A 14,513-nucleotide genomic window follows, 5' to 3' on the forward strand; every position below is an offset into this window, starting at 1 on the left:
AAACAAAATCAGCTTGAAGCAAATCTTCAAGCTGATTTTTAAATAGTTTAATAAAAATAAAGCGACCCAAAAAAGCGGAGATAAAGTAAAATATAGGCACTAAAACAAGCGATAAATATAAGCCATCTTGTCCAGTACTGTGATTTAGTATAATTCTTCATTCGCAACAGCCCGATGAAAAACCAGATTAGACTCCAAAACACTAGGCCTAATATCTGAGGGGCAAAATACGAAATTAAAAGCAAAACAGGGATCAAGAAAGCTAATACTAGTATGATTCTTTTTTGCGTTATCTGCTCTCTAGGAATCATCCAGCCTACAAAAAAACAAAAAACCGCTGGAGCAACAAATGGTGTAAAAATCATAAAGATAAATAAAATATATTTTAAAAACTCAATAATAATCATCACCACATTCCCATCGTGTTTTAAATAACCTAGATCTCTAGCGCGACCCATTGGAAAAAAATTTACCTCTACTTATTATACCTTAAAATATGCATTTTCAAACAAAAATTTTAAATTGACTCATTATTGTTATAATCGAAATAAAAAAGACTGCTCCAAACAAGAGCAATCTCATTTTAAAACAGGCCTATATAACCATAATCTTACTTTATCCCAACTCCGCCACAATGGCTTTAATCTGCTGGGCAGTATGAACGCCCGCTACCTGCTTGACGACTTGACCGTCTTTTTTAAAGAGCAAGGTCGGGATAGACATGATGCCAAAAGCGCGTGCTGTAGCTGGATTTTCGTCCACATCCATCTTAACAATCTTGAGCTCATCTTCGGAAAGTTCCTCTGAGAGCTTGTCAAGGATTGGCCCCTGCATCCGACAAGGTCCGCACCAAGTGGCCCAAAAGTCAATGAGCACTAATCCATCTTTTGTTTCTTGCTCAAATGTTGCATCTGTGATTGCTTTTACCATTATTTTTCTCCTTTATTCTTAGTCAAACTTTGTCAAATCCTGCTTCATCAGGAAAAAGAAGACATCTCCATAAGTGCCCTGGTAGTTCAAATCATGACCTTTATAAGTCAGTTTTTTAACTGGGTAATAATCTGCCACTCCAATCAAGCAGGCTTGCTGGGATTGCTCAAACTCCTGATAAGACTCAAAGGTCATCTTCCGCTCCTGCTTGACAGCATCCAAATATGTGATTTCAATCATAACTTCTCCTTTTCAAAACTACTCTTGTAATTTTTATTTTATGATTATATTGTAATCTCTTTTGTTACATCTGTCAAATAAAACGACTTGGAGAAATCAATTCACTTTTTAAGCCACTCACTGATTGCCTGACAAACAAAAAAGCCTCCCATCGGAAGACTTTCCCATATAAATAAGAAAAAGCAGGCTCAATGCCCCTTGTGCTTTTCCAATCGTTTTTGCTGTTTGAGTTCGAATTTCCTTTGCTTAGCCAGTTCTTTCTGCTGCTTACGCTTGACTCGAGCGATTTTCTTTTGCTCTTCAAATTGCAGCTTCAGCGCTTCCTGAGACTTTGAAGAACGTGAAGCCAGCTGCTCTTTTTTAGCCTGTCTCTGCAAGCGTTTGGGACTGATGGACTTAGCCTTCTCCTTTACCCTGATGCTAGGACTAAATTGCAACCGATGATAATAACGGTTTAGAAAATCCAACAATTCCCGCGTGCTAGGCTCTGCACCAAAGGTGACTCGGCAAACTCTATAAGATTGAGCATGTTCCTGCTCGAAAAGACCGTGCCAAAATCCCTCTTCAAAGTAAACTGTCAGCGTCATTGAAATCTTATCCATGACAGCACCTCCTTTAAAAAATCCCTAAGAATGGACAACCAAGGAGGAAGGTTACTGACAAAAAATCGATTTTTTGCGTCTGGACTACCAACCAGAACTGTGTTTTTATCTTAGTAGCTACAGTCTAGCAATATTTTCTAAAAAATTCAAGGCTATCTGAATCTCGCTTAGATAAATGAATTGGATTTTCTTGTATGAGATCCAGAAAAATCAAAAACAAGAAATCTCTCTTCTTGTAAAATACATTCATTTCCGATATAATACTACAAATACTGAAAGGAGAGAACTATGAAGTATATTTGGGCTTTTTTAGCAGCCTTGAGCTTAGCTGGACTGGTTCTTTTCTTCTGGCACTCCCAAACCAAATCAAATCCTACTCCTCCTAAGCCAGAAACCACACAGACAGCTTCTAGCGAGAAAATGGACAATCAACCGACTCCGACAGAAGACATCGTGTCTGAAGAATACAGCGTTTCATACGATGACAAGCAGCTCTACGGAAAGATTACTGCTCCTTCTGACTACAAGAGTAAAAAATTGCCGACTATTGTTATCGCACATGGATTGAACAACACCCTTGAGCAATATGAAATGTACAGCCAGCTGTTGGCAAAGCAAGGTTATCTGGTTTACAGCTTTGATTTCTACGGCGGCAGCCGTCAGTCGAAGAGCGGTGGACAAGATATGCTGAATATGTCGGTCAAGACCGAACTCACAGACTTGACTCAAGTCATGGAAAAGCTTCGTTCCGAGGCCTTTGTAGATAAAAGCAAAATGAGCTTATTCGGTGCCAGTCAAGGCGGTGTCGTTGCCAGTCTCTATGCTGCTGCTTATCCGGACCGCGTGCACAAACTCCTGCTCATCTTTCCAGCTTTCGTTCTTTTCGATGATGCCAAAGAGACCTATCGTGAGCTAGGGAGTCCTGACTTCGACCAACTTCCTGATAGCTTGACACACCACAATGCTACTCTGGGCAAGATTTATCTAATTGATGCCTTAGACATTGACATCCAAGCAGAACAGACCAAAATCACAGCTCCGACCCTCATTATCCATGGTACCGATGATGCAGTCGTGCCCTACCAGTATGCTGTTCAAGCGAGTCAGACCATTCCAAATGCAAAGCTGGTCACTGTAGAAGGCGGGGAGCATCGTATTGACGAAAGATTTGCTATCACTGCCGCTCCTGCCATCCAAAAATTCTTGAAAGAGTAAAGTCGCTGATAGAAAAAGTTCTTCTAAAGAAATAGAAGGACCTTTTATTTGGAAAAATTAGAAGAATTAGACTTAGAAATGATATTTGAATATCTTAAAACGAACTAAGAGGAAAGACGAATAATCGTACTCCAAAACCCTGAAAACTGATTTGAGATTAGGTTACAATCCTAGTGAAAAAGAAAAACTACTCTTTAGTGGAGTAGTTTCAACTTTGTGTATTCAATTGAACATGGCCTAAGCGAGTCAATAAAACAAAAAAAGCCCCCTGAAGTCAGAGAGCCATTTTGAGCTCGGGCTAAAATCCTAGCAAAAAAGATGAAACTCCTTGTGTTCATCGAACACGGTGTCGTTTCCTTATTTTCATACGGATTTTTGACGCCCTTAGCATCATGATTCTTGCTAGATAAAACGTTTATAAACTAGGCGACGAGGCGAAGATTGTACTAATGGTACATCGAGGCGAAGTCAACGAAGTATGGAAACGTTTTAGACGCAAGATTAACGACGAAGTCCAAGAGAGTTGATCAACTCACGATAACGGTTAACGTCGTTCTTACGAAGGTAAGCCAAGAGGTTACGACGGCGACCGATTTTCTTCATCAAACCACGGTAAGTAGCGTGGTCTTTTTTGTGTTGTTTGATGTGGTCGTTGAGGTGGTTGATTTCCCAAGTAAGGACAGCAACTTGTACCTCTACTGAACCAGTGTCACCTTCGTGACGTGCGTATTGTGCAATGATTTCATTTTTTTTCTCTTTTGAGATTGCCATGATATACTCCTTTTCTTTACGCTTCATCCGAGTGGCAGGTTTGGCATGGCCTGCAACCAAGAAGAAGTTATTTGTCTTTTAGACATTCTTATTCTACCAAGAAGGGCTACCTTTGTCAAATGATTCTGTTTCAACTCTTTTGTATGAGGAATTCAGGCTCTTTCATTTACAATTCAACGCCGAAGATTTCTAAAGAAAGCATTTCTACCTCGGTCAGCCTCCGCCATTCTCCAAGAGCCAATGCAGGATCCGACTGTAGGGGTCCCATCGTGAGGCGCTGCAGATCCGTGACTTCTTTTCCGCAGGCAGCCACCATGCGCTTGACCTGGTGGAACTTGCCCTCAGCTAAGGTAATTTCTACGAGAGAAGTCTCTTTTGCTTCATCTAGCTCTAAAATCTTGAGCTGAGCTGGCTGACAGGTGAAATCTTTCAGCTCTATTCCTGCAGCAAAGCGCTCCTCATCTGTTTGGTTCATCAGGCCTGCCACTTGAGCTCGGTAGATTTTTTCTACGTGCTTTTTGGGTGACAGCATGGCATGGGCTAGCTTGCCATTATTGGTCAGAAGGAGCAGGCCGTGGGTATCAATATCCAAGCGGCCGACAGGAAAAACTTCTTTCTGACGGGCAGTCTCGTCTAGCAAGTCCAGAACTGTCTTATGACGGTCATCCTCTGTCGCCGAAATGACTCCCTGCGGCTTGTTGAGAAGGTAGTAAACGAATTTTTCATAGGTCAACCTTTGGCCAGAAACGACAATCTCATCTGCTGTCTCATCAATCTGGGTCTTAGGTGATTTCTCTACTCTGCCATTGACCAAAACCAGCCCTTTCTTTAGAAGCTGCTTGACCTGAGCGCGTGAGCCCAGACCATTTTCTGCTAAAAATTTATCCAGACGCATCGTATAACCTCCTAACTTTCTGAAGCCATTCCGCTCTTTTCTTTGCTAAATCTTAGCACAAAGAGCGAGGTCAAAATCATAGCCAGCCCCAAAACGCTGAAGATAAAGGCTGGGGCGTTAGAGAATCTCCCAATGAAACTGAGGACAAATGTAGTGGCCGTTGCTCCAATACTGCAACCTAAAATCACGATAGAAGTGGCTTGATTGAGGAGGTGGGCGGAAATGCGCTCGGACAGGGTGTAAAAAATGGTCGTCAGACCGACACTATAGACAAAGCCGGCGCTAATAGTAGCCATGCTGAGTGACAAGAGATTAGGTGAGAAGCCAATGATAATCTGACTCAGTCCAAAAACCAGACCAGAAAGCATCAGCAGTTTATCTCTAAAAAGACGGGTCAAACTAGCAAAGCTGATGCCCGCTGCAATCCCAATCAACTGCATTAAGGAAAGAATCACGCCTGCAGTTTGGGCTGTCCCCATGCCAGACTTCTCTACAATCCCCGGCACCCGCACATTGATGGCAATATAGGTCAGCACAATAACCCCCGCCACAAAGGCAAAAGCTAGACTCAGCTGCCAATTCTGACTGCTTAGCTTGGGAGTCGATTCAAACTGTTCTTGCTGCTTTTCAGAGACCTTGTTATAAGGGACAAAAAGCAGATATAGCACCAAGACCACCAGTCCGAAGCTATAGACGAGAAAGGCAGCCTGCCAACCGAGAGGAAGAAGCCGACTGACGCCAAAAGTCAAGAGGGCTGTCCCGACTACTTCTGCTGATCCCCTCAGTCCTAAAAGCCGAACGCGTTCCTGCCCCTTGTAGCGCTCGCTCACAATCGAAATCGCCTTGGCATTGAGCAGACCAATTCCCATCCCAAAGACAAGCCGAGATACAAACATAAGCCAGTAAGACTGATTAAGAAGAGGAAGAAGTCCGCAAAGTGAAAAGATCAGAAGCCCGCTCACAATCATCTGACGCTCTGTCAGGTATTTTTCAATGACCCTATTAAACAGCAACATCAGCATAATCCCAGCCGAAGGCAAAGAAACTAGAAGTTCTACCCAACTTTCTGGAATCCCCTTATAAAAAGCAAACATGGCCGACTGGGCACTGGAAATCGAAAAAGCCGTCGTCAGAATCAAAGAAAGCGAGAGGATACTCACCTTTTCCATCAATTTTTTCATTCTATTTTCCTTTAAAATTCACACTACCTCTATCATACAGTTTTTTGGGTCAAGACGCAATTTCTTTGTCAGGAATATTATGGGTCTCTGTCGCTCCATTCAAAATCAGGCACCGCCAGCCAGTCAAAACCGCTCCCGCCTTTATTTCTTGCAGGTTTTATGTTATGATGAAGGATAGAAAAAGGAGAGAATCATGTCTGTGAGTGAAAAAACATCTGTTATTGAAAGATTAACCAAACCAGCCCATTTAATTGATATGAAGGACATTATCCGCGAGGGCAATCCGACCCTGCGCGCTGTCGCTGAGGAAGTCAGCTTCCCTCTGTCTGATCAGGACATCATTCTGGGCGAGAAGATGATGCAATTTCTCAAGCATTCCCAGGATCCAGTCATGGCAGAAAAAATGGGGCTTCGCGGCGGTGTTGGTCTAGCTGCTTCCCAGCTGGATATTTCCAAACGGCTCATCGCTGTTTTAGTTCCCAACCCTGAGGACGAAGAGGGCAATCCGCCTAAGGAAGCTTATAGTTTGCAAACACTGATGTACAATCCTAAGATTGTAGCCCATTCCGTTCAGGATGCAGCTTTAGCTGATGGTGAAGGCTGCCTGTCAGTCGATCGAGAAGTACCTGGCTACGTAGTTCGGCATGCGCGAGTGACAGTGGATTACTTTGACAAGGACGGTCAAAAGCATCGTATCAAGCTCAAGGGCTATAACGCAATTGTTGTTCAACATGAAATCGACCATATTAACGGCATCATGTTTTACGACCGCATCAATGAAAAAGACCCATTTGCAGTCAAAGACGGCATGTTGGTGATTGAGTAAACAACTTGCATATCATTATCAAAAATACCTAGATAGAAACTATCTAGGTATTTTTCTATTCTAACTATCCCGTCTCCAGAAAATAGCCAAGAGGATAACTGCTCCTAGCACTGATGGAACAATAGCTGTATCAGCAAGCATTGGTCCCCAATGGCCAAAGAGAAATTGACCAATCAAGGAACCAAACCAACCCAAGAGGATCTTTCCGATACAGCCCATGCGCTCCCCACGGCTAGTAATAGCCCCGGCGATAAGACCGATGATAAAACCGACAAACATACTACCAATCATATATGCCCCTTCTTTCTATATTTCTAGCAAGGCTTCTCAAGAAGCAAGTGGAAGCCGTCATTATGGAATGCGCCATTCAAGGCAGCTCAAAATCTTAAATCACCCAGTCTCCATTGCGGAAGATTGGCACACGGCTGCCGTCTTCGCGGATACCGTCAATATCCATCTGGTTAGAACCAATCATAAAGTCCACATGGACATCCGAGCGGTTGAGACCCGCTGCTTCTAGCTCTTCTTCGGAGAAATTCTCTCCACCGACCACACTAGTCGCATAAGCTGCACCGATAGCCAAGTGGTTAGAGGCATTTTCATCAAAGAGGGTATTGAAGAAAGTAATACCTGACTGAGAAATCGGACTCGGATCTGGAACCAAGGCACACTCACCTAAAGCACGCGCGCCAGCATTTTCAAAGACAAGATCCTTCATAACCTGATCGCCCTTTTCAGCGGTAACATCCACAATCTGGCCATCCTTGAAGGTCACCTTGATGCCCTCAATGATGTTGCCATTATAGCTAAGAGGCTTGGTACTGGTTACATAACCATCTGCTCGGCGGAAGTCCGGTGCTGTAAAGACCTCTTCTGTCGGCATGTTGGCAATGAAATACTCGCCCTGAGCATTTAGACTACCAGCTGATTCCCAGTGGTGGTTCTTGGGCAAGCCCAGTGTCAAGTCTGTTCCAGGAGCTGTGTAGTGGAGAGCAGTGAATTGCTCTTCATTTAAAACCTTCGCTTTTGAGCTAAGTTTTTCTTCATGAGCTTTCCAAGCGGCTACTGGGTCATCCTCATAGACACGACAGGTTTTGAAAATCTGATCCCATAGAAGATCTACTGCTTCCTCATCGCTGGCTGCATTTGGAAAGACCTTCTTAGCCCACTCTGTACCCGCTGCTGCAGCGACTGTCCAGCTGACTTTATTGGATTGGGTTGCGATTCGCATCGGCTTCATGGCTATCCCCATAGCCTTAGCAGAAGCCGATAATTTCTCAGCATCCACGCCATTTAAAGCTCCTGGGTCAGATGAACGAACGCCCAAGCGGCTGGCTTTCTTCTCAAGGAGATAGTTCATCTCAGCCACCTTATAGTCTGGGACATTGTCCAAGCGCTCCATCGGCGCATGGAGGAATTTCTCCCGCGCAGTCAAATCATCCGCCCACTGGACAATGACTTCGTGAGCTCCCAGAGCATAGGCTTCCTTGACAATCAAGTGAGCCAGCTCACGTTGCTCCACATCAATATTGAGCGCCACTGTGTGACCCGGCTGCACATTGATACCATTGGCAACCAATAGTTTAGCATATTTTTCTAAGTTTTCTTTAAAATTTGGCAGAACCATTCTGCTTCTCCTTTTCTTTTGTTATTTCTCTTTAAATAAGGACAGCAGGCTAACCACTGCCACCGTACCGGAAATCAAAGCGGTCATTTTCAAAATCGTATCTGGATCAAGATCCAGCTGGTAATCCAACACTTTTTGCGCTGGCTTATCCTGAGCGGAAATGGTAAGCTTCATGAGCAAGTCCTTTCTAAAACATAATTCTAAGGTATAAATTTCTAATCGTGCTGGAGTCTTCAGAATCCTCAATTAATAGATTAAAACAAATCACTATGACTGCCTGTCCTAAGCAAGTTTAAAATCAATTCTTCCTTGTCTACTTTATAGACCAGGAGCCAATCCGGCTGGATATGGCATTCACGCACTCCTTTAAAGTGCTTGGATGCTGTCAGTTGATGATCTCGATATTTGGCAGGAAGTTCCTTTTCCTGAATCAAAAACTCCAATACTTCTTCTAACAAGTTTGCCTTAAGTCCACGCTTCATAGCCAACTTAAAATCTTTTTTAAACTGTTTATGATAACGAATCTTAAGCACGCAAATCCTCCATCAAGTCTGAAACACTCACAAAAGACTGACTCATATTCCGATTTTGATCTAAATCCGCCAATACTTCCATCAGCTTCCGACTTTCATCCAGTCTGACATCAAAGGGCAGCCCTTGGTACTGAATAGCCTGACGAAGAAAAATATTGATAGCCGTTGTCATATCCATTCCCAAGCTGTTGAAAACTTGCTGAGCCTGCTCCTTGACCTCACTGTCCAAGCGGATGCTCATACTAGTCTTTGACATACTCTCACCTTCTTTCTATAGACTATTTTAACAAAAAAGAAAGCCAATGTAAATCTGTTAGATATACATTGGCTTCTCAAATTTTCTATTTACGATAAATCTTATAACTTACTTTTTACTTCCTATAAATTCGTTGACCATAGGTAAAATCTCTTTTTCCAGTCCTAGAACCTGATCTGATTTCCATTTAGTCTTTTCTGTTATGGCAGCCATTATTTGTAATTTTAGACTCTGACGACTAAAAATTCCTTCCCACTGTTTATATTTTGCACTCGGATCTAAATTTCCAAACTTGGAATTCTGGCTATCTGTAATGATACAAAGGTTCCCAAAGGAGTGCAAAAATTTATCATCCATTTTCTCAATTCTTTCATCACTATTTGGGTTCTGAGGATGCCAATGCTCTATGGAACGACGATATGCAAATTTGAAATCTTCAAATTCAACACTCGAATATTTTTCTTTTAAATCAGAACGATTTTTCCATAAAATATAATCCACAAAGTTAAATGCATAAACAGGAATATCCCCGTATTTCTTTATACTTCCATCCTCAGCAAACAATCTTTCTTCAGCATATCTCACTGCTATACCTTCAAGAAACTCCTTAAAGCGAGCACCAAATTCTTGATCATTTAGCTCTTCAATATGTTTGTAGAGAAATTGTAAGATCTCATATAACCAACGACTATCTCGATTGGCAGTGAAGGTGACAGCAAACATGGATTGGAGAAGAATGATGTTTTTGTTAATCTCCGAATCTGAAAACGTATTATTAGTAAAGCGTTCTTCAACTATATAGTGCTCCTTCGATTTTCCATTTGGTTGATATTCATAATAAGTACCCTTCTGTAAAAACCATTCATCCTTATTTCTACTTGAAGAATCCGTATTTGAATTTCTAACGATGTAGTTATCAAAAATATGCTTCATTGTAAGAAGAAGTTTACTAAAATCAATTATCCATTTTTCATCACGGTTCTTTACATCAAACAATGATAACATTTTTTTATCATCTAACTGAACACCACCAACTGTTTGCCCATTTTTGAGCGCAAATGCACAAAGTAAAAAGGTCCGAAAATCAACTACTGTACTGTAATCCCCAAATTCTCTTTCCGCAAATTTTCTATTTTCAATTACCTTGTGATTTAATGCTTCTATTAGTGTCTTCTTTTCATTTAAGGTAGTATCAATGTTATCATAAAGATTTTTAAATTCATAATTTGAAAAATGCCAACCAAAAATCTTTTCTCGTTCTTGAAAATCATCTTTCCTTTTTCTTCTCATTTTAAACTGGCTATCAACCGGCTTATCAAACTCTGCACAGGCATCCCAGATTCTTGCAAATTTTTGTGCCATTTCTTGATCTTCACCAAACTTAGCCATCATTTGCGCCTTAAGAATTTCATGGGCCTCTAGTTGTTCTCCTCGAGAGTTGAATCGTTCGAAATATAGATTCAAATCTAAATCATTAGGAAGAAGACTGCGAAAAATAATGACTTTATCAAAAAGATAATTAAAGAAAGATTGAGATTCAAATTGCCGCTCCTCTAGTACTTTTTTCAATGCGTCATAAGCATGTCTGTAACCTCTAGTCAGCTCATTTTCATCATTCTCAGAAATTTTTTGCTTGGTGAATAACTTTTGAATATTCTCATTTGACTTCTTCCTAGCTGGGAAAATAAGATTGACAGCTCTCAATCTATCAAAACCAAACTCATGTTTCAAAGCTAAGGCAATCAAATTAAGGGCTGTTGTCCGCTGCTGCCCATCTATGATTTTGAAAAGACCATTTTCCTCATTAACGACTAATGTTCCAATATAGTAATTTGCTCTTTGTTCTTGAAAAGCATCTGCTACATCGTTCAACAATTGCTCAATTTCATCATAGGTCCAGGCAAAATTTCTCTGATAAAGAGGAATAGCATAGCTATCTTCATTTAACAAACGATTAACTGATAAGCTTATATGTGTTTCTACCATTTCTCTTTTTCCTCCTCTATAATTTGCTCCACAGTATAATTTTCAAATAATTCTCGATCTATCTTAACCATGAAATCATTTGGAGTTACAGCATGGGCTAAAAGTTGGAATAGTTTTTGAACCTCTTTTTGTCTAAACCTTCCACCAGCAGCATATTTTCCTACCGTTAAATCATATATCGCTCGAGACTTCACACGGGGGTAGTAAACCCAAATAAACAAAGTCTCTACTATTTCCTTTGATAGCTCTTCTTTTCCAAATCTCTCTGCGAAAAGTGAACAAACATTAAAAAACAAATTATGGCACTTGAGATAGCGTCCCTTTGAGCTATTGTAAATTTTCAACATACCTTCTGGGTAAGTTAAATTTTTTTCTTCCCTCTCTGACTCATTAGAGAGTCCTAACTTTTCATTTAAAAAATTTTTATGATCTTTAATAGTTTCATGGGCCGATTCAATATACTCAAAAAATTTACTTCCATCAATAATAGGCATGGTAATTGACATAGGAAACTTTTCAATATGACGATATAATTCTAGGTATGGAAAGTTCTGATTTAAATCAACACCTTTAAAATCATCAATAAAGTCCTCTGTAAAACGCAAATAAGAACCATAACGCTTGTTTGTAAGTCCTGTCTCTCCTCGAGACCAACGTCTCATACGGAAAAGATGTTTATCAAACAACTCTTTGAGACTTAAATCTTTATCTTCTACAAATTGCTCCCACTTTTCAACAATCTTTTCATCTTCTGAATCTTGCTTACGAAGATGATAAGCTTTGAGTAAATCGTGAGGTTCTAGAGATTTTCCACGATTATTTTGTGAATCAAACAGCTGAAAGGCCTCTGATAATCGTTCCTGTGGCATAGTTATCACGGAGGCAGAACAATTTTCAAGTAGAAAACTACACACCTGTTCAGCTTCTTTCTCGCCTACAAGTTGGATTAAATTCTTCCATTCATTAAAATTTTCGTAAGCATTATAGCAAGATAGTTCTCCAAAGTCAGCTTCAAGTAAGTTTTTTGCTCCTTTAAATTCATCATATCTATTTAAAGCATAAAGAAATAGCGAAATGGAAACCAATCGTTGCTGACCATCTACAATATCTAAGTGTCCGTCATTCTCATGCAAAATAACAGAGCCAATTTGATATTCATTTTTTTCCATAGCATCTCGTAAATCATAAAAAAGATTACGAATATGCTTTCTGTTCCATTTATAAGGTCTTTGATAACTTGGTATTGTTAGCCTATCACATTTCAATATTTCTGATATTTTTTTACTTTCAAACCCTATTTCTTTTTCATTGACATTCATCATTATCTCCTAAAAATATTATCAGCATAGAATCTTTGGTCCATTAATGCTTTGGAATAATAGTAGCATTAGGAATTGCTTTTGCAACATTTTCTGCTGCTATTTTATCAATAAATGGTCCTGCGATTTGATTGCCAAACCTATCAACTACAATCCATTCAATCATTTTTCCCTCCTTTATTTCTCAATATAAAAATTCTACACCTTTCAGTGGACATTTTATGTCCACTCAAGTTCAAGTATCGAAAATATTTATTGATAGTAACCTAAAATTTCTTTCATCGTCTTTTGAATATCATCAACTAAAGACTGTGGCGACAAAATTTTAACTGCTTCTCCTTGACTGAGTAGCCAACGTTTAAGACCAGGTGTATATTGACTCTCAAACTTAAACCTCGTCCATTCTTCGTCAGCTAATAAGAGATGTGCATTAGGAAATTGGTCTAAAACAATAGTTGGATCATAACGGAATTCCAATTCAACTGTAATCTTTCTTCCTAAAAAAGCGTCTACTCGCTGATTACGAATATCCCCATCCCTGAATTTTCTGCCATAAGAGATGTTAGGTTTAGATTCCTTTGTGGCCTTCCAAGTCTGTATTCTGTCCAAACGCAAGGTCATGTAATTCTCATTCTTAAGATTGTAAGCTACAATATAGAAATAATGAATATCATAATACAGAGAAACTGGAAAAATTAAATGTTCTTTTTTATCTTGATATGGACTCTTGTAGACAATTTCTAGCACCTTCTCCTTGCGAATCATCTCTGACCATTCCCAAATCTTTTGAATACGATTTTGCTCGTCTGTAATTGGGGCATAGTTCAGTCTTTCGCTGTTGATAATCATTTCTATTTCTTTTTGTTCCTCTTTTGAAACAAGCCCCAACAAACTTTTTAACAAGTCCTCATTTTCTACTTTATTTAAAGCTCTATTTTCTAATAAAATCTTAGAAATTATTAAAATATCTTTTTTATTAAAGAGTGATTTTCCTTTTAAATATCTTGTATGATGTTTTGAATCGTAAGCCAATTCAGCTGCAATCATGGGCTGAGTCATTAAAAAATCACCTAATAAAGAGAAATCTCTCTGAATCGTTTTTGCACTAACCTTAAACTCATCACTTAATTGATTTTTTGATAGATGAGCTCCTGATTGTAAACGTAACAAAATGGATAAAATACGTTCTTGATCGTTCATAAAACCTCCACTTTCCCTATATTATAACATGAATATTCTATATATCCACCCTAAATCCTATTATTTTTGAGTTATTTTCTTTTTTATCTAAATCGTGTATTGCTTTTTCAAAATCTCTGTACGACAAATAGCTCAACTCTACATCAGTTAGAGCTGATACTATCTCTTCTTTCATCAGTCGCTCCGCCTGAATATATAAAACTAACTCAAATAGTTTTCTGACATAAGAGGTATGGTCTTACATTTTTTATCAGTTATTAGAGTTATTTAATAAAACAAAACAATCATAACCACCCGTCTAACGGGTGGTTTGTCCCAGGGCTATAAGCCCACATCACCAGCCAGCGCCTAAAGACGCTGGCTTTCACTTTGTTCAAGCCTCATTGCTCTTGACTCGTAACAAACCTCTCAAAGAGGTGTTTGCATTACTTACCACTATCCCTAAAGGGATCCTCATATTCTTTTACACTCAATTTATCCAACGCTATATCATGCTTTTCCTGCTCTTGGATATATTTCTTAATGGTGGCTTCATTAAGGCCTACTGTACTCACGTAATAGCCTTCCGCCCAAAAATGTCGGTTCCCAAACTTATATTTTAGATTGGCGTGCTTATCAAACATCATGAGAGCACTTTTACCTTTTAAATATCCCATGAAACTAGAAACACTTATCCTCGGTGGAATACTTACCAACATATGTACATGATCTGGCATTAAGTGACCCTCGATAATTTCAACACCTTTATAACTACATAATCGGTGAAATATTTCACCCAAACTGTTTCGATATTGATTATAGATAACTTTTCGTCTATACTTAGGTGTAAACACAATGTGATAGAACACATCCACTTTGTGTGTGATAAACTATGTGCCTTTTGCGCCATATATTTCTCCTTTCGCTTTACAATTGGCTTGAACACCTTTATT

At 39.6% G+C, this 14,513-nt stretch carries 19 protein-coding genes and 1 pseudogene; 2 read left to right on the forward strand and 18 right to left on the reverse strand.

Annotated features, from left to right (window positions below; translation table 11 throughout):
* Positions 1–47 precede the first annotated feature (47 nt).
* The 4 genes from HMPREF9378_RS03140 to HMPREF9378_RS03125 all read right to left on the reverse strand — a co-directional run bounded on the left by HMPREF9378_RS03140 (position 48) and on the right by HMPREF9378_RS03125 (position 1,772).
* Positions 48–458, reverse strand: coding sequence for a hypothetical protein (locus HMPREF9378_RS03140; RefSeq protein ID WP_002902270.1), 411 nt, complete (start codon positions 456–458; stop codon positions 48–50).
* A gap of 157 nt (positions 459–615) precedes the next feature.
* The gene (gene trxA / locus HMPREF9378_RS03135; RefSeq protein ID WP_002902269.1) at positions 616–930 is read right to left on the reverse strand and encodes a thioredoxin; all 315 of its coding nucleotides are present in this window, start codon (positions 928–930) and stop codon (positions 616–618) included.
* Positions 931–948: 18 nt separating this feature from the next.
* Entirely contained in the window at positions 949–1,170 is a 222-nt protein-coding gene (locus HMPREF9378_RS03130) for a DUF4649 family protein (protein ID WP_002899027.1), read from the reverse strand.
* 188 nt (positions 1,171–1,358) lie between these two features.
* A complete protein-coding gene (locus HMPREF9378_RS03125) occupies positions 1,359–1,772 on the reverse strand; it encodes a YjdF family protein (RefSeq protein WP_002902267.1) in 414 nt (137 codons plus the stop codon).
* A 288-nt stretch (positions 1,773–2,060) separates the two neighbouring features.
* On the opposite strand from HMPREF9378_RS03125, the gene HMPREF9378_RS03120 reads away from it, so the two are divergent.
* On the forward strand, positions 2,061–2,987 hold the full coding sequence (locus tag HMPREF9378_RS03120) for an alpha/beta hydrolase family protein (RefSeq protein WP_002914057.1): 927 nt from the start codon (positions 2,061–2,063) through the stop codon (positions 2,985–2,987).
* Between the two features lie 501 nt (positions 2,988–3,488).
* Here HMPREF9378_RS03120 and rpsO read toward each other — a convergent pair.
* The 3 genes from rpsO to HMPREF9378_RS03105 all read right to left on the reverse strand — a co-directional run bounded on the left by rpsO (position 3,489) and on the right by HMPREF9378_RS03105 (position 5,834).
* Positions 3,489–3,758 carry a 30S ribosomal protein S15 gene (rpsO, locus tag HMPREF9378_RS03115; RefSeq protein ID WP_004193424.1) on the reverse strand — a complete coding sequence of 90 codons (270 nt, stop codon included), beginning with the start codon at positions 3,756–3,758 and terminating at the stop codon, positions 3,489–3,491.
* Positions 3,759–3,924: 166 nt separating this feature from the next.
* A complete protein-coding gene (locus HMPREF9378_RS03110) occupies positions 3,925–4,653 on the reverse strand; it encodes a pseudouridine synthase (protein ID WP_002914060.1) in 729 nt (242 codons plus the stop codon).
* A gap of 11 nt (positions 4,654–4,664) precedes the next feature.
* Positions 4,665–5,834, reverse strand: coding sequence for an MFS transporter (locus HMPREF9378_RS03105; RefSeq protein ID WP_002914064.1), 1,170 nt, complete (start codon positions 5,832–5,834; stop codon positions 4,665–4,667).
* A 193-nt stretch (positions 5,835–6,027) separates the two neighbouring features.
* Between HMPREF9378_RS03105 and def the strand changes: the two genes are divergently transcribed.
* The gene (def, locus tag HMPREF9378_RS03100; RefSeq protein WP_002914066.1) at positions 6,028–6,660 is read left to right on the forward strand and encodes a peptide deformylase; all 633 of its coding nucleotides are present in this window, start codon (positions 6,028–6,030) and stop codon (positions 6,658–6,660) included.
* Positions 6,661–6,720: 60 nt separating this feature from the next.
* Here def and HMPREF9378_RS03095 read toward each other — a convergent pair whose 3' ends face one another.
* The 11 genes and pseudogenes from HMPREF9378_RS03095 to tnpA form a co-directional block, all read right to left on the reverse strand.
* On the reverse strand, positions 6,721–6,951 hold the full coding sequence (locus HMPREF9378_RS03095) for a GlsB/YeaQ/YmgE family stress response membrane protein (protein ID WP_002893807.1): 231 nt from the start codon (positions 6,949–6,951) through the stop codon (positions 6,721–6,723).
* Between the two features lie 94 nt (positions 6,952–7,045).
* Positions 7,046–8,287 (reverse strand): aminopeptidase, encoded by a 1,242-nt coding sequence (locus HMPREF9378_RS03090; protein ID WP_002914068.1) that lies wholly within the window; start codon positions 8,285–8,287, stop codon positions 7,046–7,048.
* A gap of 21 nt (positions 8,288–8,308) precedes the next feature.
* Complete coding sequence (locus HMPREF9378_RS11680) at positions 8,309–8,461, reverse strand: hypothetical protein (protein ID WP_002902249.1); 153 nt, start codon at positions 8,459–8,461, stop codon at positions 8,309–8,311.
* Positions 8,462–8,541: 80 nt separating this feature from the next.
* Complete coding sequence (locus tag HMPREF9378_RS03080) at positions 8,542–8,820, reverse strand: type II toxin-antitoxin system YafQ family toxin (RefSeq protein ID WP_002902247.1); 279 nt, start codon at positions 8,818–8,820, stop codon at positions 8,542–8,544.
* Positions 8,813–9,076 carry a type II toxin-antitoxin system RelB/DinJ family antitoxin gene (locus HMPREF9378_RS03075; protein ID WP_002902245.1) on the reverse strand — a complete coding sequence of 88 codons (264 nt, stop codon included), beginning with the start codon at positions 9,074–9,076 and terminating at the stop codon, positions 8,813–8,815. Before HMPREF9378_RS03075 ends, HMPREF9378_RS03080 begins: the two co-directional genes overlap by 8 nt.
* A gap of 108 nt (positions 9,077–9,184) precedes the next feature.
* The gene (locus HMPREF9378_RS03070) at positions 9,185–11,062 is read right to left on the reverse strand and encodes a DUF262 domain-containing protein (RefSeq protein ID WP_002902244.1); all 1,878 of its coding nucleotides are present in this window, start codon (positions 11,060–11,062) and stop codon (positions 9,185–9,187) included.
* Positions 11,056–12,384, reverse strand: a complete 1,329-nt coding sequence (locus HMPREF9378_RS03065) for a DUF262 domain-containing protein (protein ID WP_002902243.1) — start codon at positions 12,382–12,384, stop codon at positions 11,056–11,058. Before HMPREF9378_RS03065 ends, HMPREF9378_RS03070 begins: the two co-directional genes overlap by 7 nt.
* 40 nt (positions 12,385–12,424) lie before the next feature.
* Entirely contained in the window at positions 12,425–12,547 is a 123-nt protein-coding gene (locus tag HMPREF9378_RS11820; RefSeq protein WP_002902242.1) for a hypothetical protein, read from the reverse strand.
* Between the two features lie 86 nt (positions 12,548–12,633).
* Positions 12,634–13,581, reverse strand: a complete 948-nt coding sequence (locus HMPREF9378_RS03060; protein ID WP_002902241.1) for a helix-turn-helix transcriptional regulator — start codon at positions 13,579–13,581, stop codon at positions 12,634–12,636.
* A gap of 37 nt (positions 13,582–13,618) precedes the next feature.
* Entirely contained in the window at positions 13,619–13,756 is a 138-nt protein-coding gene (locus HMPREF9378_RS03055) for a hypothetical protein (RefSeq protein WP_002902240.1), read from the reverse strand.
* 250 nt (positions 13,757–14,006) lie between these two features.
* A pseudogene (gene tnpA, locus HMPREF9378_RS03050) lies at positions 14,007–14,470 on the reverse strand (IS200/IS605 family transposase).
* Positions 14,471–14,513: the final 43 nt, after the last annotated feature.

It is taken from the genome of Streptococcus sanguinis SK1 = NCTC 7863 (assembly GCF_000194945.1).
Classification (GTDB): domain Bacteria; phylum Bacillota; class Bacilli; order Lactobacillales; family Streptococcaceae; genus Streptococcus; species Streptococcus sanguinis.